This is a genomic window from Actinophytocola sp. NPDC049390, from assembly GCF_044466355.1.
In the GTDB taxonomy this organism is placed as follows: domain Bacteria; phylum Actinomycetota; class Actinomycetes; order Mycobacteriales; family Pseudonocardiaceae; genus Actinophytocola.
Window position 1 is genome coordinate 1,279,698 of the sequence record NZ_JBITMQ010000001.1, and the last position, 24,729, is coordinate 1,304,426.

The 24,729-nt window shown below is 71.7% G+C and carries 19 protein-coding genes; 10 read left to right on the forward strand and 9 right to left on the reverse strand.

Annotation, left to right across the window (positions count from 1 at the left end; genetic code table 11):
* Position 1: 1 nt before the first annotated feature.
* Entirely contained in the window at positions 2-1,213 is a 1,212-nt protein-coding gene (locus ACIBVP_RS05795; RefSeq protein WP_396104790.1) for an amino acid--tRNA ligase-related protein, read from the reverse strand.
* 153 nt (positions 1,214-1,366) lie between these two features.
* On the opposite strand from ACIBVP_RS05795, the gene ACIBVP_RS05800 reads away from it, so the two are divergent.
* From ACIBVP_RS05800 to ACIBVP_RS05830, 7 genes are all read left to right on the forward strand, one after another.
* The gene (locus tag ACIBVP_RS05800) at positions 1,367-2,386 is read left to right on the forward strand and encodes an LD-carboxypeptidase (RefSeq protein ID WP_396104791.1); all 1,020 of its coding nucleotides are present in this window, start codon (positions 1,367-1,369) and stop codon (positions 2,384-2,386) included.
* A gap of 138 nt (positions 2,387-2,524) precedes the next feature.
* Positions 2,525-3,538: an amino acid--tRNA ligase-related protein gene (locus tag ACIBVP_RS05805; protein WP_396104792.1), complete on the forward strand. Its 1,014-nt coding sequence runs from the start codon at positions 2,525-2,527 to the stop codon at positions 3,536-3,538.
* Between the two features lie 33 nt (positions 3,539-3,571).
* Positions 3,572-5,647 (forward strand): hypothetical protein, encoded by a 2,076-nt coding sequence (locus tag ACIBVP_RS05810; RefSeq protein ID WP_396104793.1) that lies wholly within the window; start codon positions 3,572-3,574, stop codon positions 5,645-5,647.
* Positions 5,647-6,948 (forward strand): MFS transporter, encoded by a 1,302-nt coding sequence (locus tag ACIBVP_RS05815; RefSeq protein WP_396104794.1) that lies wholly within the window; start codon positions 5,647-5,649, stop codon positions 6,946-6,948. Before ACIBVP_RS05810 ends, ACIBVP_RS05815 begins: the two co-directional genes overlap by 1 nt.
* Positions 6,945-8,708 (forward strand): amino acid adenylation domain-containing protein, encoded by a 1,764-nt coding sequence (locus ACIBVP_RS05820; RefSeq protein WP_396104795.1) that lies wholly within the window; start codon positions 6,945-6,947, stop codon positions 8,706-8,708. Before ACIBVP_RS05815 ends, ACIBVP_RS05820 begins: the two co-directional genes overlap by 4 nt.
* On the forward strand, positions 8,705-9,928 hold the full coding sequence (locus tag ACIBVP_RS05825; protein WP_396104796.1) for a cytochrome P450: 1,224 nt from the start codon (positions 8,705-8,707) through the stop codon (positions 9,926-9,928). Before ACIBVP_RS05820 ends, ACIBVP_RS05825 begins: the two co-directional genes overlap by 4 nt.
* Positions 9,925-12,822 (forward strand): amino acid adenylation domain-containing protein, encoded by a 2,898-nt coding sequence (locus ACIBVP_RS05830; protein WP_396104797.1) that lies wholly within the window; start codon positions 9,925-9,927, stop codon positions 12,820-12,822. The genes ACIBVP_RS05825 and ACIBVP_RS05830 overlap by 4 nt, the downstream gene beginning before the upstream one ends.
* 31 nt (positions 12,823-12,853) lie before the next feature.
* Here the strand turns inward: ACIBVP_RS05830 and ACIBVP_RS05835 are convergent, their stop codons facing one another.
* Positions 12,854-13,702, reverse strand: coding sequence for a class I SAM-dependent methyltransferase (locus ACIBVP_RS05835; RefSeq protein ID WP_396104798.1), 849 nt, complete (start codon positions 13,700-13,702; stop codon positions 12,854-12,856).
* 207 nt (positions 13,703-13,909) lie between these two features.
* Here ACIBVP_RS05835 and aspS point away from each other — a divergent pair, with 207 nt between their 5' ends.
* Positions 13,910-15,220 (forward strand): aspartate--tRNA(Asn) ligase, encoded by a 1,311-nt coding sequence (aspS, locus tag ACIBVP_RS05840; protein WP_396104799.1) that lies wholly within the window; start codon positions 13,910-13,912, stop codon positions 15,218-15,220.
* Positions 15,221-15,349: 129 nt separating this feature from the next.
* Positions 15,350-17,149 carry a gamma-glutamyltransferase gene (gene ggt / locus ACIBVP_RS05845; protein ID WP_396104800.1) on the forward strand — a complete coding sequence of 600 codons (1,800 nt, stop codon included), beginning with the start codon at positions 15,350-15,352 and terminating at the stop codon, positions 17,147-17,149.
* A gap of 62 nt (positions 17,150-17,211) precedes the next feature.
* Here the strand turns inward: ggt and ACIBVP_RS05850 are convergent, their stop codons facing one another.
* On the reverse strand, positions 17,212-17,742 hold the full coding sequence (locus tag ACIBVP_RS05850) for a hypothetical protein (RefSeq protein WP_396104801.1): 531 nt from the start codon (positions 17,740-17,742) through the stop codon (positions 17,212-17,214).
* 45 nt (positions 17,743-17,787) lie between these two features.
* Between ACIBVP_RS05850 and ACIBVP_RS05855 the strand changes: the two genes are divergently transcribed.
* Positions 17,788-18,717, forward strand: coding sequence for a hypothetical protein (locus ACIBVP_RS05855; RefSeq protein WP_396104802.1), 930 nt, complete (start codon positions 17,788-17,790; stop codon positions 18,715-18,717).
* Positions 18,718-18,765: 48 nt separating this feature from the next.
* On the opposite strand, the gene nrtS is transcribed toward ACIBVP_RS05855, so the two are convergent.
* The 6 genes from nrtS to ACIBVP_RS05885 form a co-directional block, all read right to left on the reverse strand.
* Positions 18,766-19,017: a nitrate/nitrite transporter NrtS gene (gene nrtS, locus ACIBVP_RS05860; protein WP_396104803.1), complete on the reverse strand. Its 252-nt coding sequence runs from the start codon at positions 19,015-19,017 to the stop codon at positions 18,766-18,768.
* Between the two features lie 156 nt (positions 19,018-19,173).
* Positions 19,174-19,506 (reverse strand): hypothetical protein, encoded by a 333-nt coding sequence (locus ACIBVP_RS05865; RefSeq protein WP_396104804.1) that lies wholly within the window; start codon positions 19,504-19,506, stop codon positions 19,174-19,176.
* Positions 19,507-19,646: 140 nt separating this feature from the next.
* Positions 19,647-20,918: a flavin monoamine oxidase family protein gene (locus ACIBVP_RS05870; RefSeq protein ID WP_396104805.1), complete on the reverse strand. Its 1,272-nt coding sequence runs from the start codon at positions 20,916-20,918 to the stop codon at positions 19,647-19,649.
* Between the two features lie 28 nt (positions 20,919-20,946).
* Positions 20,947-21,996 (reverse strand): methyltransferase, encoded by a 1,050-nt coding sequence (locus ACIBVP_RS05875; RefSeq protein WP_396104806.1) that lies wholly within the window; start codon positions 21,994-21,996, stop codon positions 20,947-20,949.
* Between the two features lie 38 nt (positions 21,997-22,034).
* The gene (locus tag ACIBVP_RS05880; protein WP_396104807.1) at positions 22,035-23,114 is read right to left on the reverse strand and encodes a tryptophan dimethylallyltransferase family protein; all 1,080 of its coding nucleotides are present in this window, start codon (positions 23,112-23,114) and stop codon (positions 22,035-22,037) included.
* The gene (locus ACIBVP_RS05885; RefSeq protein WP_396104808.1) at positions 23,111-24,532 is read right to left on the reverse strand and encodes a pyridoxal phosphate-dependent decarboxylase family protein; all 1,422 of its coding nucleotides are present in this window, start codon (positions 24,530-24,532) and stop codon (positions 23,111-23,113) included. Before ACIBVP_RS05885 ends, ACIBVP_RS05880 begins: the two co-directional genes overlap by 4 nt.
* Positions 24,533-24,729: the final 197 nt, after the last annotated feature.

The following is a 24,729-nucleotide window of genomic DNA, read 5'->3' on the forward strand; positions in this document are numbered from 1 at the left end:
GTCAGGGCTCGAAGTGGTCGACGTAACGGGGGAACGGGACGAGCTGGCGGATGTTGCCGATGCCCAGCGCCTTGGCGAGCAGGCGTTCGATGCCCAGGCCCAGGCCGGTCAGCGGTGGCACACCGCCCGCGAGGACATCGAGGTAGTAGCCGAAATGCGCCGGGTCCAGGTCCTGCTCGGCCAGGCGTTCGCGCAGCCGCTCCGGGCTGGTGACGCGCTCGCCGCCGTCGACGATGTCGATCTCCCGCCAGTACAGCCGGAAGTCGTTCGCGACGTCCGTGCCGGTGGCGGGGTCGTGGCGGGTCGAGGAGAAGAACGCCTTGTGCTTCGCGGGCATGTCGACCACCCAGAACAGAGTCCTGTCGAGGTGGGTGGCGACGGCCTCGGCGTGGTACCGCTTGATCCGGGTGCCCGGCGCCACCGGCGCGCAGTCCGCACGCGAGACGATCTTGCGCAGTTCCTCGTAGGTGACGACCGGGATGTCGTCGAGGTGGCCGGCGGGCAGGCCGCCGCCACCGCAGTCCTCGCACACGGCCCGCACCACGTCCTCGGACAGCCGCATCATGTCCTCGCGGCTCCGGTAGGCGGCGGTCGCCTCCAGGATCAGGAACTCGCTGAGGTGCTGGGAACTGTGGTTGACGTCGGCCCGGAACAACGGGGAGACCTCGAACACCGAGGTGAAGTCGCCCGCGACGAAGGCGGTGTGGAACAGCAGGTTGCTCAGGCTCAGGTAGGCGTCGCGGCCGAAGTAGTCGAGCTTGAACTTCATCGTCGGCCCGTCGGTCATCCGGCCCACGATGCGCGGTGACTGGACTTCGACGAATCGCTGCTCGGTGAGCACGTCCCGGATCCGCCGCACGGCCGACCACTTGGCGAGCAGCCGGGCGCGGACCTCCGGCAGCCGCATGTACACGTGTTGGTCGGGCAGCACGGCCTTGCTGTAGGGCTGCCCGGCCAGCCGCGTCGAGGCGATCGTGCGGTTCTCCGCGACGACCTCGTAGGATTCGACGGCGATTTCGTCGTCGAATGCCCGTGAGCCCGTGCTCGGTCGGGTTTCCCCGGTGACCCGGACGATACTTTCGGCGCGGACCTTCAGCCGCTCGGAGAACACACACAGGTATTCCCGGTCGGGGCAGCGCAACGTCGCGAACGTCAGGTGCTTGCCCATCGCGCGGATCGAGTAAAGCCGGCCGGTAATGCTCGTCTGAGACATTCTTTCTCGGTCCCCCTCACATAACCCGGGAGACGTCATGGTGGCCGATCGTGCCGGAATTCGGAACGGGTGGGGCCCGTTGTCGGCCGGGGCTTGACCGAGTCACGAGCACTCGGGTTGCAGGATCGAGGGACACGAGAGCAAGGAGTCTGTGTGCCACCACCGAACGGGCTCGTCCGCCCGCCCGCGCTCCGGCAGGGCGACACCGTCGCTGTCGTGTCGCCCTCCTGCCCCGGCGCGAGCTTCCTCACCGAGGAGCTGAACCGCGGCTGTGCCGCGCTGCGGCGAATGGGGTTCGAGGTCCGGTTGATGCCGAACGCGCGCGGCGCCCGCCGCTGGACCTCGGGCACCGTCGCCGACCGGCTCGCCGACCTGCACGCGGCGTTCGCCGCTCCCGACGTGGCCGCCGTGCTGTACAGCATGGGCGGCCAGCACTCCGCGCAACTGCTCGGCGGGCTGGACTACGACCTCGTGACGGCGAACCCGAAGGTCTTCTGCGGCTACTCGGACGCGACCTCGTTGCTCACCGCCGTGCACGTGCGCACGGGCCTGGTCACATTCTACGGCCCCGCGCTCATCCCGCAGTTCGGCGAGCTGCCCGAGCCGTACCGGGAAACAGCGGACCACTTCCTCGCCACCACCGCGGTCGCGGCGCCCGCCGGTCCGCTGCCCCGGATCGGCTACCAGGTCGTCGACCTCGACTACGGCCGTCGGGAACGCGAGCAGCGGCCCAGGGACCGCGAGCCTGCGCCGCCGCGCACCGTGCTGCGCGGCGGCGCCGCGACCGGGCAGGCGCTGGCCCTGTGCCTGCCCTCGGTGCGTGACCTGCTCGGCACGCCGTGGCAGCCCGACACGGCGGGGCGGGTGTTGTTCGTGGAGGCGCCGGAACCGCCCTACACCGCGGCGGCGGCGGACGCCGACCTGTGGCACCTGGGCAACGCGGGGCTGCTGGACCGCGTCGCGGCGGTCGTGCTCGGCCGTCCGATCGGCTGGACGGACGACGAGGTGGCGGGATTTCTCGAGGCGGTGCTCGAGTGCGTCCCGGCGTCGGGCGTGCCGGTCGTCGGCAATGTGGAATTCGGGCACACGAATCCCATACTGACCATCCCCAACGGCGTTGAGGTCGCCGTCTCCGGGGCCGACGTGACAATTCTCGAGGCGGCTGTCAGATGACCGGGGTGGATTGACCTTTGAGTCGTCTTCGAAGTTGGTTCCTACCCTGGCCAAAAGCGCAAAATGGCGCGCCGGCGAACTGGGGGCCGGAACTGGTCCGGACATCGAGCCGTCGGCGGTCGAGAAAGGGAAATGCTCATGGGAAACGGCTTCTTCCATGGCGGCTGGCGACCCGCGCCGGATCGGTATCTGGAGATTCTCGACGACCCGTTCTTCGCGACGGTGGTCACGCTGCAGGACGTCATGACGACGAGCACCGCCGCGTTCTGGTCGGAACGGGACGTCCGGTCGGTCCACCTGCCGATCACCACCGGCAGCGTCTCCAGCCCGATGGGGCTCGGCAGCGACTCGCTCCCGGTGCGGGTGGACCTGTTCGGCGAACCGACCTACCTGGCCGACTCGATGCAGTTCATGCTCGAGTACGGCTGCCGCCTCAGCGCGGCCGGCGCCTGGTACCTGATGCCGAGCTTCCGCGGCGAGGACAGCGACGAGACGCACCTGAACCAGTTCTTCCACAGTGAGGTCGAGATCCCCGGTGGGCTGGACGAGATCATCGCGGCGGCCGAGGGCTACGCGAAGCGTCTCGCCGAGGACGTGCTGGCGCGCTGTGCCGACGACGTCGTCGCCACCGCCGGGACGACCACGCACCTGGAGCACATGGCCGGGCTGGCGGAGTTCCCCCGGATCACCTTCGACGAGGCGGTCGAGCACCTCGGCGACAACCCCACCCTCGTCGCCGACCACGGTGCCTGGCGGACGCTGACCCGTCAGGGCGAGCAGCGGCTGCTCGAGGAGATCGCCCCGGTCCTCTGGGTCACCCACTACGACCACCTGTCCGTGCCCTTCTACCAGGCCTACGGCGATCCGGGGCGGCGCACCGCGCTCAACGGCGACCTGCTGTTCGGTCCCGGCGAGATCGTCGGCTGCGGCGAGCGGCACGTCGACGGCGACGAGGCGCGCGCCGCGCTGGCCCACCACGAGGTGCCGGAACAGGACTACGACTGGTACGTGCGCATGAAGGACGTCAAGCCCATGCGCACCGCGGGTTTCGGTCTCGGGGTGGAGCGCTGGCTGATGTGGGTCCTCGGCCACAAGGACATCCGCGACCTCCAGATCGCGCCGCGTCTCAACGGTTTCACGATCGCACCGTGACTCCGGCGGCACCATAGAGAGGGGAGTGGCGTCATGGACGACCTGGGCCCGGGGACGGTCCGCGTCGCGGAGCGTGAGGTGGTGGTGGCCGGCTCGGCCGAGGAGTACGCCGAGCTGGCCCGGGCGGTGGACCCCGGATCCTCGCCCCTCCCCGTGCCCGCCGAGGTCTGGTCGCGCTGCGTTGCCTCCCTCGCGACGCTCCCGGCGGCCGCCGGCACGGCAGCGCACTGGCGGGGCACGGTGCTGGTGGCCGACGACCGGTTCGCCGCGGTGGGCGACGTGCTCGCCCGCGGCTCCGGTCGGCCGGTGCGCCACGGCGACCTGGCCGACGCGGTCGCGCTGAGCGGGACCGGCCCGGTGACCGTCGTCGCGGGCATCGAGTCGGTCACCCCGGAGCGGCTGGCCGCGATCCCGGCCGACGCCCCACTCGGGTTCCTGGTCGGCCGGACCGTGGGGGACGCGGCCGCTCTCGCGGTGCGCACCCTGCTGCACGGTCCGGCCGTCGCGGACGCGCTCGGCGACCTGTCGTTCGACACCCTCGCCGAGGAGGACACCGTCCCCGGACGGTTGATCGGCGAGGACGTCACCCCGGCCGGGCTACGCGCGGCGATCGGGGACGGCGTCGCGGTGCTGGCGGGCAGTGGACACGGCCGGGACTGCATCATGCACCTCGACGGCGGCGGCATCTGCGGCCGCGTGGACGACCAGCCGGTGCTGGAGCTGCTGCCGCCGACCAGCGACGGCTGGACCGACCACCCCACGTCCTGCCAGCAGGGCGAGGGGTGCTGGCGCGGCGACTTCGACATGGCCGGTCACGTGCGCGCCGCCGAGCTGCGCGTGGCGGTGGCCGTGCTCGACAGCTGCCGCACCGCGGTGGCCGGCGGCGGTGCCATCAGGCCGGACGTTTCGGTACCGCTGACCACCTTGCGCGGGAGCGCGATCGCGGTGCTCTCGGCGGCGGGCACCCGATCCGGTGCCGACTACGCGGGGCGGCTGTGCCAGGCGCTGATCCGGTCGGGGTTGCCGCTCGGCGCGGTGGCGCAGGAGGTGAACAAGGCGATCGCCGCCGACCCGGAGGGCCTCGGCCGGCTCGTCCTGTTCGGCGACGCCGGGTTGGTCGCCGCGCCCGCCGGCCCGCTCCCCGTCCGGCGGCCGGACGCGGACGGCGGAGTGACGGTCGCCGAGGGCGCGGGCGCGGTGCTGGTGTCCGGCCCGCCGCTGTTGCCGGTGGACCGGGACGGCCCGCTCGCCGTGGACCGCGGTGACGGCGGGTCGTGGGTGCTCACCACCGCGGTCGACCGGCGCGGTGGCCGGCTGGTGCCCGCCCCCGCCGCGTTCGACGACGCCTGGGACGAGCGGGTCCGGCCCTGGCTTACGCGGCTGCGCGCACTGCCCGGCATGGGGATCACCCCCGACGAGGACCGGCTCGACGCCGTGCACCGCAAGGCCGTGGCGGCACTGCGGGCCAGGGCGGCGGCGACGCACGCGACGGCCGCCCAGGCCGCCGCGGACGCCTTCGCGGCGCAGGTCGACGAGCTCGCCGACCTGCAGCGCGGCCTCGTCGAGCACGAGGTGGCCTGGGTGGCGAAGTCGTTCTACGCGTTCATCGACAGCTGGCCGGAGCCGTGGCGGGTGACCTCCGACCCGCTGCCGGAAACCTGCCCGCAGTGCGGCATCGCGGGTGCGGTGCGGCACCGGGTGCGTTCGGCGGGCGGGGCCGGCCCCGACCTGTGCTACGTGGTGTGCCTGCGCTGCGGGGAGATGCTCGCCGGCGCCGCCGAACCGGGGGCGGAGGTGGCGGTGCGCGCACCGGCCGAGGCCCGTCGCGGCGAACCGTTCACGGTGGCGGTCACGGTCACCGCGCCCGCCGACCGCGCCGTGGACGTCGCGGTCGGCGCCGCCGTGGTGAACGAGTCGATGTTCGGCATCACGCTCGCCGACACCACCGCCCTGCGGCTCACCGCCGGTGAGCGGCGCGTCGTCGAGTTGAACGCCGAGACCGGGACCCGCACGTTCCCGGACCTGCAGCCGGTCAAGATCCTCGTCGTCGTGGACGGTGCGGTGCGGTGCCTGACCAGGTCGGTGTGGCTGCGAGTCCAGGAGAGCTGATGCTGTTCACAGACATCCGGGGCCTGCCGTCGGCAGCGCGCAAGCTGCTCGTGCTGAGCATGGCCAACAACCTCGGCGCCGGACTGATCATGCCGTTCCTGGTGGTCTACGTGCACGAGGTCAACGGGCTCCCCGTGACGGTCGCGACGACGGCGCTCGCGGTCGTGTCGGCAGGGGTGCTGGTCGGTGCGCCGCTCGCGGGCTGGCTGGCCGACCGCCACGGCGCGGAGGTCACCGCCGCGACGCACCTCGTCGTGCAGGCGGTGGGACTCGTCGGCTACGCGACCGCGAGCACGCCTGCGCACTTCCTGGTGTCGGCCGCGGTGATCGGCGTCGGGGTCGGCGGCACGGCGGCCTGGAACACGATGCTCGCCAGGGCGGCGCCGAAGGACATGCACTCGGTGTTGTTCGGCCTCAACTTCGCCGCGTCGAACCTGTCCATCGGGCTCGGCGGGCTGGTCGGCGCGGCCGTCGTCGCCGTGGCGAGCCCCGCGACGTTCCGCGCGCTCTACGTCGCCGACGCGGTGAGCTGCGCGCTGGTCGCCCTGGTCGTCATGGTGGGCCTGCGGCGGAACCGGTCGAGTCGGCCAGAGGCGGCACGCGAACCGTCGGCGGACAAGGAGAAGCTCTCCTACGCGATCCTGTTGCGACACCCGGCGTTCCTGGGCGTGCTCGCGATGAGCGGGGTGCTGTTCTGCGTCACCTACGCGCAGTTCGAGTCCGGCTTCCCGGTGTACGTCACCACGAACACCGCGCTCGACTCGGCGGGGCTGGGGGTGCTGTTCGCGGTCAACACCGGCTGCGTGCTGGCCTCCCAGATGCTGCTGCACAGCACACTGAAACGACTGCGGCACACGCGTTCGGTGGCCGTCGCGGCAGGACTGTGGGCGGTCAGCTGGGCGCTGGTCCTGGCCACCGCGCTCGCGGGCGGTGCGGCCGGGCAGTTCGTGCTGCTGCTCGGTGCGGTCGCGGTGTTCGCCGTCGCGGAGACCTTCTACGCCGCCGGGATGCCGACGCTGGTGAACGCGCTCGCGCCGGAGGACGCCCGGGGCCGGTTCAACGCCGCCTACAGCATGTCGATGTCGTTCGGCTTCGTGGTCGGGCCGCTCGCGGCGGGCGCGTTCCTCGGCGGGGCGGCCGACGGCTGGTTCCTCGCCGCGATCTGCCTGGTGTGCGTGTGCGTGGCCGCCGCGTTCGCCGTCACGAGCCGGTGGCTGCGCCCGGCCACCCCCACCTCGGTGCCCGAACCCGACGAGCCGGCGCCCGTCGGCGCCCCCACCCGACAACCGGAGGAAGCATGACCAGCCAGCCCGAGACGCTCGTCGACCTGTTCCTGCGGTCGGCCGCCGAGCACGCCGACCGCACCGCGGTCAGCGACGGGAACGGATCGCTGTGCTACGCCGAGCTCGACGAGCGCTCGGCCGCGGTGGCCGCCATGCTGCGTGGCCGGGGCGTGCAGCCCCAGGACCGGGTGGGGCTCTACGTCGAGCGCTCGGTCGACGTGGTGGTGGCGATCCTCGGCATCCTGCGGGCGGGTGGCGCGTACGTCGCCGTGGACAGCCGCTATCCCGACGCCCGGCGTGACCTGATGCTCGGGGCGAGCGGTGCGAAGGTCGTCATCACCCAGCCGGACTGGCGTGAGCGGCTCGCGGGCGTCGACGCGGAGACGGTGACGTTGGCGGACCTCGGGTCCACCGGCCCGGTGCCCGAGGGCGTCGAGGGCATCGTCGGCCCGGCGGGCGCCGCGACCGTGCTGTTCACGTCCGGCTCGTCCGGGGTGCCGAAGGCCATCGTGCTGGAGCACCGCAACGTCGTGTCGTTCGCGACCAACCCCAGCCTGCCCCGGCCCCGTCCCGGCGAGCGAACCGGGCAGATCTCCAGCATCTCGTTCGACGCGTTCCACTTCGAGCTGTGGACGACGCTGTCCGCGGGCGGGGAGATCGTGGTGCTGCCGCCGGTCGCCGACCTGCTCGCGGCGGACTTCGGGCGCGAGCTGAAGCGGCGGCGGATCGCGGCCATGCTGGTGCCGACGATGGTGGTCAACCACGTGGTGCGCGAGGACCGCGACGCGTTCGCGGCGCTGCGGATCCTCCAGGCCGGTGGCGATGTGCTGCTGCCGTCGGCCTGCCGGGACGTGCTGGCCGGCCGGTTCACCGGCGAACTGTGGAACCTGTACGGCCCGGCCGAGATCACCACGGCGTGCACGGCGCACCGCGTGACGGAGGCCGACGCGAACGGGGACACCATCCCGATCGGGCGCGCGCTCGACGGCGTCACCACCCACGTGCTCGGGGAGGATCTCGCCCCGGTGGCCGCCGGGGACGTCGGCGAGCTGTACGTCGGGGGTGCCGGGGTCGGCCGCGGTTACCTGGACAACCCGGACCTGACCGAGGAGCGGTTCGTGGTGGTGGCCGGGCTGGGCCGCGTCTACCGCACCGGTGACCTGGTCCGCGACCGCGGCGACGGCGTGCTGGAGTTCGTCGGCAGGGCGGACAACCAGGTGAAGATCCGCGGCTACCGGGTGGAGCTCGGTGAGGTGGAACGGGCGCTGCGCTGCCATGCGGACGTGCACGACGCCGTCGTGCTGCCCAGCGGCGAGGGTGCGGACCGCAACCTGGTGGCGTTCGTGGTGCTCGACGGCACGACGGGCATCGCGGACCTGCGCGCGCTCGCCGAGGCCGAACTGCCGGACTTCATGGTGCCGAGCCACTTCGTCACGCTGCCCGAGATCCCGGCGAGCGACCACGGGAAGCGGGACCTGGACGCGCTGCGCGTCGAGTTGGCCAAGTACGAGCAGCGCCGGGACGGCCACGCGGCGCCGCGGACCGACACCGAACGCTACCTGGCGGGCGCGTGGGAGAGCCTGCTCGCCGCGGACAACGTGGGCCGCTCGGACGACTTCTTCGTCCTCGGTGGACACTCCCTGCTGGCCTTCCGCCTGCGTTCCCGGATCAAGCGGGACCTCGGGATATCGTTGGAGCACAAGGTGTTGCTCCGCAACTCGGTGCTCAGCGAAATGGCCGAGGCGATCGACCGGGCCGGCGCGGGGGAGCTGTTGTGACCACCACGGGACGCGTCGACCTGACCGACGTCGAGCTGTTCGTCCGCGGCGACCACCACGCGGCGTTCGAGCACCTGCGCGCCACCGAGCCCATCTACTGGAACGAGGGCGCGGACGGCGCCGGGTTCTGGGCGCTGACCACGTACGCGGACGTGGTGTGGGCCTACCGCGACCACGCCGTGTTCGGTTCGGAGCGGGGCGCGATCCTCGGCGGGTCCTACCGCAGCGAGTCCGACACCGCGGGCGGACGGATGCTGGTGGCGACCGACCTGCCCCGGCACCGGCTGCTCAAACAGCACATCCAACCGGCGATGTCGCCCTCGGTCGCCGCACGCACCGCGGAGGTGGTGCACGGGCTGGTGGCGAAGGCGGTGGCCCGCGCGGTCGCCGACGGGGGCTGCGACTTCGCCACCGACATCGCCACCGAGCTGCCTGCCGGCGCGCTGATGGTGATCATGGGGATCGGGCACCAGGACGCGCACCGGCTGATCGAGCTGACCCGCAGCATGGTCGGCTTCCGCGACGACGTGTTCGTCGACACCACCGACGACCCCCAGCTGCGGCTGGCCATGCTGCAGGCGGAGATCTTCGAGTTCTTCGCCGAGCTGGTCGACGAACGCGCGGCCGACCCCAGCGGCGACGACCTGGTCAGCAGGCTGCTCCGGGCACGGGTCAACGGCCGCCGGTTGTCGGAGGACGAGATCTACTACAACTGCATGAACGTGGCCGTCGGTGGCAACGAGACCTCCTCCTACACCGCGTGCACCGGACTGCTCGCGCTGATCGAGCACCCCGACCAGTACACCGCGCTGCTCGCCGACCCGGGGCTCACCGCGACCGCGATCGACGAGATGCTGCGCTGGAGCTCCACCAACGCCTACGTGCAGCGGGTGGCGAAGTCGACGGTGCGCCGCGGGGACGTGGAGATCCGCGGCGGGGACTCGGTGACGTTGTGGAACGTGTCGGCCAACCGTGACGAGGCGCAGTTCCCGGCCGCCGACCGGTTCGACATCACCCGCACGCCCAACCGGCACCTGTCCTACGGTTCCGGCATCCACCGCTGCGTCGGCAGCCCGGTCGCCGAGTCCGAACTGTCCGTCCTGTTCGGACACCTCGGCGCGGAGGGGATACGGTTCGAACCGGCCGGTGAGCCGCGACGGCTGCGGTCCAACTTCATCCTGGGGCTGACCCGGCTGCCCGTGCGGGTGGCCGGCCGGTGACCGGCCCGTACGCGTTCGGCGACCGGATCGACCAGCTCGTGGGGCGTCATGCCGCCGCCACGCCCGCCGCGATCGCGGTCGAGCAGGGCCGGGAGACGCTCGACTACGGAACCTTGTGGCGGCGATCCGGCTCGGTCGCGGTGGGCCTCGCCGACAGGGCGGTCGGCGGTGGCGACGTGGTGGCGGTGCACCTGCCCCGGTCGCCCGACCGGGTCGTCGCGCTGCTCGGGGTGCTGCGCTCGGGCGCGGCGTACGTCGCGCTCGACCCGGCGTGGCCCGAGGAGCGGCGGGCCGACGTGATCGCGCGCAGCCGTGCCGCGCTCGTCATCGGCGAGGCGGAGCTGGCGGAGCTGGCGGCCACGGAGCCCCGCCCGCTGCCGGAACCGGCCGACGGGACCGCCCCGGCCAGCGTCTTCTACACCTCGGGCTCGACCGGCCGGCCCAAGGGCGTGGTGGTGACCCACCGCGGGTGCGTGCGGATCCTCGTGGGCTGCCCGACCCTGCCGATGGCCGCGGACACCGTGTTCCTGCAGGCCGCGCCCGTGCCGTGGGACATGCACTCGTTCGAGCTGTGGGGTGCGCTGGTGAACGGCGGCCGCGCCGTGCTGCTCGACCGGGACGCGCCCGCACTGGATCTCGATGCCCTGCGCACCGCCATCGACAGCGGCGTGAACACCCTGTGGCTGACCAGCTCGCTGTTCAACGTGTTCGCCGACGAGGCGCCGGAGGTGTTCCGCGGCGTCCGGCTGCTCGCCGTCGGCGGGGAGAAGGTCTCGCCCGCGCACATGCGCCGCGCGCTGGCGGCCGCGCCGGACGTGCTGGCGGTCAACGGGTACGGACCCGCCGAGTGCAGCATGCTCGCCACCAGTCACGTGATCCGGCGCGCCGACGTCGAGGCCGACGACGTGCCGATCGGAAAACCGTTGCCGCACACCGGTTTCCTCCTGCTCGACGGGGCAGGCAGGCGGGTGGCCGACGGGCCGGGGGAGATCGCGCTGACCGGGGACGGGCTGGCCGTCGGCTACCTCGGCGACCCCGAGGAGACGGCGCGACGGTTCGTCGAGGTCGACGGCCGTCGCTGCTACCGCACCGGTGACGTCGGCGTCGTGGACGACGAGGGCCTGCTGCGGTACCGGGGACGCGCGGACCGCCAGGTGAAGGTCCACGGCGTGCGGGTCGAGCCCGGCGAAGTGGAGACCGCGCTGGTCGCCCACCCCGACGTCACGGCCGCGCGCGTGGCCGCGGTGCCCGGCCATGGTGCACTGGGCTGCGTTTACACCACAGTGGACGGTGCGCCGTTGCCGGTGCCCGCGTTGCGCGAGTTCCTCGGCAGGACGTTGGTCTCGGCGATGATCCCGACCGTGCTCGCGCACGTGGCGAGGATGCCACTCGGCGCGACCGGCAAGGTCGACCCCGGCGCGGTGGCCCGGCTGCTGGCCGAGACCGCCGGTCCCGCGTCCGAGGTGGACCCGGAGACGGATGTCATCGCGGCGGGGATGAGCTCACTCGACGCCGTGCGGCTCGCGGCCCGGCTGAGCGTGAGTACCGGTGGCCGGATCACCGTCGCCGACGTGTACCGGCTGCGCACCCGGGCGGCGATCGAGGCGCACGGCCGGGCCAACGCGGAACGGACCGACCGGATCACGCCGACCACAGCGGCCGCGCAGGCCCCTCTTTCCCGTGCCCAGGAACGGTTCTGGCTCGCCGAGCAGACCGCGCCGGGGGCGTGCGACAACCTGATCGTGCTCGCCTGGCTGCTGCGCGGCCCACTGGACGTCGACCGGCTCGCCGCGGCGCTGCGCACCGTCGTCGACCGGCACCCGGTGCTGAGGACGGTCTACCCGTGGGACGGTGACCTGCCGGTGCAGCGGGTCCTCGACACCGGCGGCGACTGGTGCCCCCTGGAGCGGGTCGACGCGCCCCCCGGCCTGCCGGTCGGCGACGTCGCCGCGCACGTAACCGCGGACTGGTGGGACACACCGTTCGACCTCGAGGCGGAGATCCCGGTCGGGGCGCGGCTCGTCGACCTGACCGGCGACACCCACCTGCTGTGCCTGCGGTTCCACCACGTCGCGTTCGACGGGTGGTCGGAACGGGTGCTGCTGGCCGACCTGCGCGCTGCCTACGCCGGAGAGCCGCCGCCGGCCGGTGCCGTCACCTACGCCGACTACGGTGCGTGGGAACGGGACCGCCTCGACCGGTGGGCACGGGCCGACCTGCCGCACTGGCGTCGCGTGCTCGCCGACCCACCGAAGCCGTTCCTCCCGGCACCCGCCGCGGCCGACGAGGAGGTCACCCGGCACGAGCTGGTGCTGCGGATCCCGGCCGGTACCGTGCGTGCCGCCACGGAGGCGGCCAACGGCCTGGCGGTCGCCGCGCTGGTGGCCGCCGCGGGCCGGGCGCTGTCCGGGACCTTCGGGGTCGCCGACGTCTGTGTCGGCACCGCGACGGCGGGCCGGTTCGTCCCGGAGGCCGAGGAGCTGGTGGGCTACTTCGTCAACCCCGTGCCCGTCGTGCTCACCGCGGTCGCCGACCGGTCGCTCGACGGCGTCGTCGACGAGGTCCTCACGGCCCTGGACCACACCCGCACCCCCTTCGACGAACTCGTGCGGGTCCTCCGCCCCGACCGTGACCGCCACCCCTGGTTCCAGGTGTGGGCGGTGATGCAGAGCCCGCGCCCGCACGGCGAGCTGGCTCCCGGCCTGACCGTCGAGCCCGTCCGGGTGCGCCCGCCGCGCACCGCGCTGGAGCTGATGTTCGACACCACCCCGCAACCGGACGGTTCGTGGGAGGTGGTCCTGCTCTGGCGCGCCGACGGGATCAGCGCCGATACCGCCGGGGAGCTCCTGTCCCGCCTGCACAAGGCGGTGGCGGAGCTGCCCATCACCGGATGACCACGGGCACACCCGTGGTCATCCGGGGCCGTCAGCGGGGCTTGGTCGCGACCACGAACAGGTTGTTGCCGCGCTCGGCCAGGCCCGGCTCACCGAGCAGCCGCAGCTCGAGCGACTTGATCCGGTCGTAGGTCTCGCCGTCGGTGAACACCTGCCTGACCAGGCCGCTCGAACCGTCCAGCTGCGTCTCCTGGAAACCGGGGTAGACCGCCACCGGGAAGCCGGTGCTCGTGGTGACGGGCAGGCCGATCTCGTTGAGCGTGCCGGTCAGCTGCGACGGCGTGAACATGTTCATCACCGGCATGCCCGGCGCGAACCGCGCCCGGTGGTCCAGCGCCGCGCTCTCGGCCTCGTCCAGGGCGCCGGTGAGCACGTTGAAGAACACCGCGTGGTACCGGTTCGGCACCACGAGCACCGCCTGGCCGCCCGGCTTGAGCGCCGCCGCGATCTGGCGGAGCACATCCGGCACGTCGGCGACGAAGCCGAGCACGTTGTGGAAGCTGATGGCCAGGTCGAACTGGCCGTCGGTGACGCTGTCGCTCAGGTTGGCGAGGTCGCCCTGACGCACGGTGAGCCGGTCGGCGTAGCCGTGCTCGACCGCCTTGGCCCGCGCGTGCCGGGTCATGTCCGTGGAGAGGTCGTAGAGCAGGCCCGTCATGTCCGGCCGGTGCCGCAGCAGCCGGTCGGTCCACCGGCCGGTGCCGCCGCCCGCGTCCAGGAGCGTGGCGCCGGCGGGGACCGTCGGCAGCACGTACCGCTGCAACGCCTCCCACAGCAGCTCATCCGACAGGCGCCAGTAGACCTGCTCGTCGACGCGGTCGTATCCGTCCGCCTTGACCCGGAAGTACTCGGTGACCTCGTCGGTGTAGCTCAGCGTCATGACAAACCTTCCGGTAAAAGCGAGAAGAAAGAGCGTGGATCGAATATCCGTGTTCTTTTTTCGCCGGTGAGAAATTCCTGTTGATGGCAATACTAGATACGGGGCTCAAGACCCACTCAAATCGCGGTCGAAACATCGCTCGTCCTGCGCTGAGCAGCGCCGCGATCCAGTAACCTCTGCCTGCGGATCCAACGAGGGGACTTTGTGATGCCAAGGACGCTGGTGGCCGATCTCGACGCGCACATCGGTCAGCAGGTGACCGTGTGCGGGTGGGTGAACTCGTTGCGGCTGCAGCGCAAGCTCCAGTTCGTGATCGTGCGCGACCACACCGGTATGGTGCAGGTCACGCACCGGCGCCCGGACGGCGGCAGCGAGCTGGAGGAGCTGATCGAGCACGGCATGCCGCCCGAGTCCGCGGTCGTGGTCACCGGCACGGTTGTGGCCAACGAGGTCGTGAAACTCGGCGGCGTGGAGGTCGTGCCGACCCGTATCGAGGTCGTGAGTCAGGCGGACACGCCGCTTCCCGTCGACCGGAATTCGGGCATCGACCACCGGCTGGACTGGCGTTTTCTCGACCTGCGCAGGCCAGAGCAGCGGCTGGTGTTCGAGGTGTCGAACACGGTCGAGCAGGCGATGCGGGAGTTCGCGCAGCAGGCGGGCTGCACCGAGATCCACACGCCGAAGCTGATGGGCACCGCGTCCGAGTCCGGGGCCGAGGTGTTCGCCGTCAAGTACTTCGACCGCACCGCCTACCTCGCGCAGTCGCCCCAGTTCTACAAGCAGATGGCGATCGCCGCTGGCATCGACCGGGTCTTCGAGATCGGTCCGGTGTTCCGCGCGGAGCCGTCCTACACCGCGCGGCACGCCACGGAGTTCACCGGCGTCGACGTCGAGCTGGCCTGGATCGACGGCGCCGACGACGTGATGCGGTTCGAGGAGCGGATGCTCGCGCACGCGCTCGCCGCGGTGCGGGACCGGCACGGCGAGCGCATCGTCGAGTCGCTGGGGCGGGAGGTGGTGGTGCCCGAGATCCCGTTCCCGCGCTACACGATGGCCGAGGCGCTCAAGCTGCTGCGTGAGCGGGGCTGGGACCCGTCGGGGGAGAAGGTCGACCTGGACCCGGAGGGCGAGCGGAGCCTCTCTGCGCTGGTGCGGGAGCGGCACGGGCACGAGTTCGTCTTCGTCACGGAGTTCCCGGTGTCGGTCCGGCCGTTCTACCACCTGCGCCCGGCGGGGAACCCCGAGGTGACCGAGAGCTTCGACCTGCTGTGGAACGGCATCGAGATCACCACCGGCGCACAGCGCGAGCACCGCTACGACGTGCTGGTGCGCCAGGCCGAGGAGAAGGGCCTCGGCATCGAGCCCCTTCGCTCGTATGTGGACTGTTTCCGGTTCGGCGCCCCACCGCACGGCGGGCTGGGCGCGGGGCTCAACCGGATCGTGATGGTCCTGCTCGGCCTCGACAGCATCCGGGAGTCGACGTTCCTTTTCCGGGGGCCCAACCGGCTGGCCCCCTGACCGACGGGCCGGCGGTACCGGACGTGTCCACTGTGGAACGTCCGGTCCCACCCGGATGGTACTTGCGCTCGGCGCCGCGTGCCGGTATTACCTCGTGGGTACGAGATCCGGGTTCGGAAAGAGGTCGGCATGCGAAAGCGTCGTTTCGGATCGACACTCTCGGTGGGGCTGCTGCTCGCCGCGACACTGACCGCCGGTGTCGTCCCGGCGAGCGCCGAGACATCGGCTGAGCAGCCGTTGGCGGTCGGCCGGGGCGGCGCGGTCGTGTCCGACACGCTCGAGTCGACCGAGGCCGGGATCGAGGTGCTGCGCCGGGGTGGCACGGCGGCGGACGCCGCGGTGGCCGTCGCGGCGACCCTCGGTGTCACCGACCCGTTCGTCGCGGGTCTCGGCGGCGGTGGTTTCTTCGTCCACTACGACGCGCGCACGCGCCAGGTCTCGACGATCGACGGCCGGGAGACCACCCCGATGGCCGGCGGCGAGACGATGTTCATCGACCCGGCGACTGGCGAGCCGTATCCGTTCGCCACCGCCGTCACCAGCGGCCTGTCGGTCGGGGTGCCCGGCATGCTGGCGACGTGGGAGCGCGCGCTGCAGCGGTGGGGCACCCGCGACCTCGACGAGATGCTCCAGCCCGCGATCCGCGTCGCCGAGGCCGGCTTCCCGCTCGACGACGCCGTTCGCCGCCAGATCGTCTCGAACGCCGACCGGCTCGCCCAGTTCACCTCCAGCGCCGAGCTGTTCCTGCCCGGCGGCGAGGTGCCCGAGGTCGGCACGCTGATGCGCAACCCGGATCTCGCCGACACCTACCGCGAGATCGCCGAACAGGGCACCGACGCGTTCTACACCGGCGACATCGGCGCTGACATGGTCACGGCGGTGCGCACACCGCCGCTCGCGCCGGACGCCACCATCGACCCACCGGCCGGGCTGATGACCGAGGCCGACGTGGCGGCCTACCGCGCGATCGACCGCGCCCCGACGCACCTGCGCTACCGCGGCTACGACGTCTACGGCATGGCGCCCCCGTCCAGCGGCGGCATCACCGTGGGGGAGGCGCTCAACATCCTCGAGCGCTTCGACCTGTCCGGAATGGACCGGGCGCAGGCCCTGCACCACTACCTGGAGGCCAGCCGCCTCGCGTTCGCCGACCGCAACCGCTACATCGGTGACGCGGACTACGTGGACGTGCCGCAGCGGCAGCTGCTGTCCGACCGGTTCGCCAAGCAGCGTGCGTGCGAGATCGACCCGGCCGCGGCGGGCGTGAGCCCGGTCGCGCCCGGCGACCCGTTCGGTGGCGGCGCGTGCGGGCAGGCCGGCACGGTCACCCCGAGCAGGCAGGAAGGTACGCACACCAACCACTTCGTCGTCAGTGACCGGTGGGGGAACGTCGTCTCCTACACGAACACGATCGAGCAGCTCGGCGGCAGCGGCATCGTCGTCCCCGGCCGCGGGTTCCTGCTCAACAACGAGCTGACCGACTTCAACTTCGCGCCGACGCAGGGCGACGCACCCGACCCGAACCTCGCCGAGCCCGGCAAGCGGCCGCGGTCGAGCATGTCGCCGACGATCGTCCTCCACCACGGCAAGCCGTTCCTCGCGGTCGGCTCGCCCGGCGGGTCGACGATCATCACGACCGTCCTGCAGATCCTGGTCAACCGGATCGACCTCGGGATGAGCCTCCCCGAGGCGATCGCCGCACCCCGCGCCACCCAACGAAACACCCCGACGACCACCGCCGAGGCCGGGTTCATCAACGCACCGACGGGCGCCGAACTGGCGGCACTGGGCCACCGGTTCACCACCAGCTCGTCGATCGGGATCGCGGCGGGCCTGGAGTTCGGTCCACGAGGGCAGGTCACCGCGGTCGGCGAACCGACCCGCCACGGCGGCACGTCCGCGGCCGTCGTGTGGCCCGCCCGCCGCTGACCTGACCGCACACGCCGCGCACGGTGCCCGGCTCGGGTTTCCGAGCCGGGCACCGATCGGCGCTACTTCAGCCCGAACGCCCGTTCGACCGTCTGGTCGATGCGGTTGCCGGAGGCGTCGACCGCTTCGGTCCGCAGGGTGACGTACCCCGACGACGTCTCGGCGCGTGGCAGGCGCACCGTGGCGGTGAACTCGCCTGCCGCGTCCGTGGGCCGCAGGCGTAGCCGGGTCCACGTGGTGCCGTCGTCGTAGGAGATCCAGGTGCGGACCGCCGTGACCGCCGGGTCGTCGGCGCGTTGCGGTGTCGCGCGGACCGTGAGCGTCTGCTCCTCACCGCCTCCGACCCGGTTCCGCAGGTCGACGGGGACGTCGTAGGCCAGCCTCGGCGCGGGGATGGTGCGGTTGACCTGGGACTCGGTGACCCCGAACGTCCACTCGGTCCGGGTCGACCGCGAGAACTCCCACCCCGGCGTGGTGCGGTCGACCGTCATGACCGCCCGGTACGTGCCGGGCCGCACGTCGGTGTAGAACGTGCGGTAGTAGTAGTCGTTCCTTCCGATCTCGGTGTCGCCGCGGTAGAGGACCAGCGACATGTCGTCGTCATCTTCGCGTGGTGCCGGGAAACTCCCGCCGGTTTCGTGCACCGCCCCGATCGCACGCTGTCGACCGACGTCACCCGCGAGGAGCGGCTGAGGCACTGGAACGACCTGTACGACAACGGCCACGGGGCCGCTCTCTACATGGGCAACTACCGCGACACGATGATGGAGGCCGGTCCCAACCGGGAGCTGTCCGAGTTCGTCGCCGACCGGATCCGGCAGCGCGTCCACGATCCCGAGGTCGCCGAGCTGCTCATCCCGAAGGACCACGGCTTTGGCAACAAGCGGGTCGCGGGCGAGTCCGGCTTCTACGAGGTCTTCAACCGGGACAACGTCGAGCTGGTCGACCTGATGGCCCATCCCATCCGGGAGGTCACCGAAACCGGCATCCGCCTGGACGTCGGCGACGACGTACGCGACCTCGACCTCGACGTCATCGTCTACGCGACCGGTTTCGACGCCGTCACCGGTCCCTTCGACCGCATCGACTTCCGCGGCGTCGGCGGCGTGCGGCTGACGGAACAGTGGAAGGACGGACCCGAGACCTGCGTTGGCGTCCAGGTCACGAACTTCCCCAACCTCTTCATGCTGGTGGGCCCCCAGTCAGGCTCCGCGACGGCCAACTTCCCGCGTGGGATCGAGGACGTCGTCAACTGGATGACCGAGACCGTGCGCCACATCAGGGCCAACGACATCGTCCGGTTCGAGGGCACGCGCGAGGCGGAGATCGCCTGGGTGGACCACGTGCGCGAGATCAACAGCAAGCTCCTGCTGGCCCACTCGAAGTCGTGGTTCAACGGCCACAACATGAACCTCGACCGCGACGACAACCCGCGCGTGATGGTCTACCTGGGTGGCGCTCCCCGCTACCGGCGGCGACTCCAGGAGGAGATCGACGCCGGTTACCCGAGCTTCGACCTCCGCACGGCACGAGAACAGGGCGAGGGAGATCCGGACATCGCGGTGTGACGGGGACGCGGCGCCCTCAGGCCCGTCGCGCGCTCGCGGGGACCTGGCTCACTCCTTGCGGGCGTTGCGGCAGGCCGACAGGTAGGCCACACTCGCCACGATGTACGGCACGACGTAGTTGACGACGATCCGTACCCAGGTCATCCCGGTCATGTCCCCGGCGACGATCACCCCGGCCTGGTTGACGACCGAGATCACCGTCCCGACGACGGCGGCGACCGGAACCGCGACGCGTGCGGTGCGTCCGCGCAACACGAGGACCACCGCGTCGGTCGGCCGTGACCACACTGGACGCGCCACTGGTTCACCCGGACCAGCCACGACATCACCCCTTCCGCAACCAGTCGACCACTCGCCGATCCAGTCCGCCTTACCGGTCCGTAAACCGCGGATGGAGTGATGCGGGCAAGCGCGGCCGGGACCCGGTCGGCCGCGCAGGTCGCGGCGCTGAGGTCGTCAGTGCCGGACAGACAACGACGTCGCGGCCGAGGCCGTCCAGCTCGCGAGCAGTGCCAGGCGTTCCTCGTTCGGGCTGCCCGGCTCGGCGGTGTAGAAGGACAGGTCGTGCAGGGCACGTTTCCCGGCCGGGAGGTCGAGGGACTGGTAGGTCAGCTCGATCTCACCGACAGCGGGGTGGTGGAGGCGCTTGGTGCCCTCGTGGCGGATGCGGATGTCGTGGGCGCTCCAGAACGCGCCGAACTCCTCGCTCGCGGTGGACAGTTCGCCGATGAGCTCATGCCCGGCATCCTCGACGGCACGATCGAGCCCCGGCAAGGTCTTCGACGCCACGACCGACCTCGACGGCGTCCCCGCCGGATACCGCGACATGGATGAGCGCAGGAGCCTCAAGGTCCTCATCCGCCCCTGACACCCATCTGGTGCGGAACGGTCGCGGACCTCGACCAGACAGCCGCGCTGCTCCTCGATCGCTAGCCGAGCCGTTCGTGGGTCTGGTCGGCGGCGCGGATGCCCATCTCGATGGCGCCGTCCATCCACGCGCTGTTGTAGCTGCCGGAGATGTCGGCACCCGCGAAGTGCACACGTCCTTCCGGGGCGCGAAGGTCGTCGCCGTACGACGTGTGCCAGCCGGGCGGGGTGGCCATCCACGTACCCCGGGAGTAGGGGTCGGCCTTCCAGTCGTGGGTGAGGACGCCGATGACGCGTGCGTCGGGTGCGTAGTCGCGCAGCGCCTTCTGGACGGTGCCGGTGGGGTAGGGGTGCGGCAGAACGCTGGGGTCGGCCCCGGCGACGAGGAGACTCTGCCCGTTGTCGGCGAGCTGTTCGGTCCTGACCCAGGCGAAACCGTCCTCGCGGCCCTCGCCGACGAAGCTGGGGTGGGGCAGTGCGTCGGCCAGCACCCACAGTTTCGCGAGGTTGCCCGGGTGCCCGTGGGCGGCCGCGGCGGCCTTGGCCGGGTGCAGCGGCGGGTCGAAGGTGATCGTGTGCCAGCAGTTGACGGGCAGCGCCACGACGGCCGCCGCGGCGCGGTGGGTGTCGCCGGTGTCGGTGATCACGCGGACGTGGTCGTGGTGGTTCTCGACCCGGACGACGCGGGTGCCGCGGCGGATCTCGCAGTCGGCGTCGGCGGCGATCGCGTCGGTCAACGCGGCCGTGCCGTCCGCGAGGCGGTGCACACACGCCGCGATGTCGGTGAACGGGTTGAAATGGGTGACCATCTCACCGAGCAGGTGCAGCGCCGACAGCTGGTGCGCGGGGGCGCCGTAGTGCAGCGCCGCCTGCCACGCCAGGCGGTCCCGCACCGCAGGCGCGACGTCCAGCTTGTCGAGGTAGACGTCGACGGACACGTCCAGTTCGGACGGTCGCGTGTGGACCAGCGTGTCCGCGTGGCGCTCGGCCTCCGCGGTGAGCAGCGCGACGGCCTCGCCCAGCGCCTCGTCGGTCACGTCCGTCTCCGCGAAGGAGAACGCCTGCGGTTCCGGTGCCGCCGCGAGGGCGAGGCCGTAGCGGCGGACCTCGCCGTGCGTGTGGGTGTTGCCTTCGCCGCCGAGCCACATGCCGCCGACGTCGACGGCGGTGCCCGCGGCGTCGAACCGGCGGTACCAGGTGCGTCCCCCCAGGCGTTCCCGTGCTTCGAGGACGAGCGCCGTCCGTCCGTGCTCGCGCAGCCCGCGGGCGGCGACGAGTCCGGACAGGCCGCCGCCGATGATCACCACGTCGTGGCTGGTGCTGTGGTCGGGCATGGCGTTCCTCCGTGGGTTCGGGTGTGGCTCAGGCCTGCGCCAGACCGACTTCGAACAGGGTGACCGAGCCGTACGGCTGGACGGCCTGCCGCAGAGTCAGGCCCGCCTCGCCGAACAACTCCGCGAACTCCCGGTGGCTGCGGGTGCGGGCGTGTCCCATGACGAGCTGGAACAGGTCGACGCTGCGCCCCAGCTGGAACTCGTTCCCCTGCGCCTCCGGATCCCGGTCGGTGACGCAGTCGACGATCAGCAGCGTGCCGTCCTGCGGCATCGCGCGGGCGACGGCACGCAGCGCCTGACGGGCTTCGTCGTCGGGCCAGTCCATCAGCACGAAGGACATCAGGTAGGTGTCGTGTCCCGGTGGGACGGCGTCGAACATGTCGCCGCCCACGGCGTCGGCCCGGTCCGCCAGGCCGTGTTCGGCGAGGTTCTGTTTGGCGGCGTCGACCGTCTCGGGGGTGTCCATCACCGTGCCGCGCAGATGCGGATGGGCCCGCAGCACCGCGATCAGGTTGTGCCCGAGCCCGCCCGCGACGTCGAAGACGTGCTTCGCGTCGCGGTAGTCGTGCCGCAGGGCGGCGGGGATCTGCAACGCGGTGGCCACCGACGACATCCCGCGGTGGAACTCGTCCCGCTCGGCGGGGTTGTTCTCCAGGTAGTCCCAGTAGTGGGGGTTGCCGAGAGCGATCTGGATGCCGGGCTGCCCGGTCCGCACCGTCCGGGGCAGTTGGGCGAACGAGTTCAGGATCCACGGCGCGGACATGGCCGTCGCCAGCTCGTGCAGCGACGAGGGGTGGCCGGGGCTGAGCATGCCGCCCATCTCGGTGAGCGTGAAACGGCCGGGCTCCGGTTCGTCGACGACACCGGCGCCGGTGAGCGCCTGGAGGAGCCTGCGCAGGGCACCGGCGTCACAGCCGAGGCGCCCGGCGAGGTCGGCCGGGTCCTCCGGCCCGCCGCCGGAGAACGCGTCGGCGACGCCGAGCTCGGCGAAACAGCTGAGGGCCTGCGCGAGCCAGCCGGTCTGGGACAGTTCGATCAGGCGCAGGGCGCGGGGGTCGGTCGCGTTGGTTCCGGTCATGGTGGTCCACCGCCGTTCGTCGGTCGTTCTCGGTGCGGTCACGGCCAGGTCATCGGGACCGGATGGGCTTCCAGCGAGAGGAAGACGGTCAGCCGGTGCTGCCCGGTGACACCCACGTAGTTGAGCATGTGGCTGTGTTCGGGATCGGTGATGAGCGCGGCGAGGGCGCGTTCACACGGGGCGGGATCGAGCCCGGTGAGCCGGAACGCCTCCGTGACCGCCCGGCACCCCTCGGCGTCGTTGTCCATGTTGGGGGAGATCGGCAGGTTCACCGTGCACCGCTGGGGCCGCGCGGCGCTGCTGACGAGGGTGAAGGTGGTGATCGGCGGTTTCGGCGCGAGTTTCGCGGAGAGCTTCCTGCACACGTCGGCGACCTCGCCCGCGACGTGCTCCTCGGCGGCACCCGCGAGGTGCTCGAGCTGCTCCGGGACGGCCCCGGCATGGCGCAGGTAGAGCTTCACCCGTGCGTCGTCGGTGTCGCGCAGGTCCAGCGCGACGTACACCAGCTCACTGTCCAGTTCGGACAGTTCGGGTTCGGCGAGGCGCTGGCGCACGAGCTCCCACTGCTCGGTGAACCCGAGACGGTGCAGGGCTTCCCGGACCACCTCGTCGGCCCGGTCGCGTCCGTGCGCCTGGGGGTTGAGGTAGATCTTGAACCACGGTGCCCGCTCGTCCTGCCAGACCATGGAGTGGATCGCGGTGAAGGTGGTCAGCGGCGTCGGCGGGATAAACAGGTCCGCTATCCGGTGGTAGCGCGTCAGGCTCACCTCCGGGCGCCGCCCCAGTGCCTCGGTGACCTCCGTCGCCGCCCGCAGCCGTTCGGCGGGCGAGCCGTCCGCCCCCATCGGCTCGAACGTCGCCCGCACCTCCGTGCGGTCGCGTTGCCAGCCCATCGAGAGCTCGATCGGCGCGCCGTCGTTGGATGCCGCCGAGAAGTAGCTCAGCCGCCGGGGGACGGTCCGCGTGCCCCACGGGCGGGTCACGTCACGGAGCAGCGCGGTGGCCTCGTCGATCCGGTCCCGGCTCGCGCCGACCGCGCCGAACATGCGTGCCAGCTTGTGCTCGGCCACCGCCACATAGGAGTGTTCCTCGGTCCGCGCGTCACCCGCACCGGTCATGCTCCACCTCCGCGTTGGTGTGTCAGGACACGACGCCGGACCGCGTCGTGGATGCCCGCCAGGGCGCCTTCGACCTCGGACCGGTACGTGGCGGGGTTGAGCACGGTCATCCGCAGGAAGTACCGCCCCCCGACCACGCAGCCGGACAGGTGGGTGCGGCCGTCGTGGTTGATCCGCCGCAGCAGGTCGCGGTTGTCCTCGTCGGTGCCGTCCGCGAGGCGGAACACCACGGTCGCCAAGCGTGGTGGGGGCCCCACGTCGAGCGCCGGGTCGCCGGCGAGGTCGTCGTGGGCGAACTCGGCCAGGTCCAGCATGTCGTCGAGGGTTTCGCGGAAGGCCGCGACGCCGTGCAGGTGCAGCGGCAACCACAGCTGCGCCGCCCGGTACTCGCGGCTGAGTTCGGGACCGAGGTCCGTGTAGGAGGGCAGTGAGTCGTCGTCGAGGTCGGTCATGTAGTCGCCGCGCTGGGAGAACGTCCGGTGCAGGTGCGCCGCCTCCCGGACCAGCAGGACCCCGGTGCCGAACGGCAGGAACAGGGTCTTCGGCGGGTCGAGCGCGATCGAGTCGGCGCGCCCGATACCGGCGAGCCGCCGCCCACCCCGTTCGGTGAGCTGGAAGAACCCGCCGTACGCCCCGTCGACGTGGAACCACAGGTCTTCGTCGTCCGCGAGGTCCGCGAGCTCCCCGAGCGCGTCGATGGCGCCGTTGGCCGTCGTTCCCGCGGTGCCCACCAGCAGGAACGGCAGGCGACCCGCGGCCCGGTCGGCGGCGACCATCCGGCGGGCGGCCGCCGCGTCCATGCCCCAGTCCGGTGTCATCGGCACCTCACGCAGGGCGGTGGCCGGGAAGCCGGCCACCCGCAGCGCCTTGGCCACGCAGTGATGGGTCTGCTCGGTGACGTAGACGGTGGCGTCGGCCCTGCTCGTGACGTCGGGAAGGGTGTCGGCCGCGGCCGCGACCGCGATCAGCGTCGACATCGACGTGCCGCTGGTCATGGTGCCGATGCTGCCGCCGGGTAGCGCGAACAACTCGCACAGCCAGCGCATCAGCGAATGTTCCATGCGCACCAGGTGGGGTGCGTAGTCGGGCGCGCCCGTCGGGCGGTTGTAACCCGCCGCGAGCATCGCCGCCAATGACCCGGCGGGGAGCCCGCGCGTCGGAAAGAACGCCATGAACCGCGCGGCCCGGTTCTCCACCGCATTCCTGCCCGCGGCGGAAAACAAACGCAGCAACGTGTCCTCGTCGCGCGCGAGCTCGGGCGGACAACAGTCGAGTTCGGTCGCGAGTACGTCTTTTCCGGAGAAGTCTGCGGGCACTATCCGGTCGTCGATCCGCTGCGCTTCGACGAAGGCATCGACCGCTTTGCGTGCCAGCCGCCCCACCTCGGTGTCCGGCCAGTCCAGCTGCCTTCGGCTCATCTGCCTGTCCTCTCGGGGAAATCCCGTCGCGGTGGTGCGTCCGGTGCGACGGTGAGCAGGGCGGAGAACGCGGAGATCCGGGGAAGCTCAGGTCAGGGGGAAGCGCACGGAATACGCGCGAAATGCCGACTCGTCAGTGACCATGTCCGTCATCGTACGGACGGATTCCCCCGCGTCACTCAAGATCCGGTCGTGTT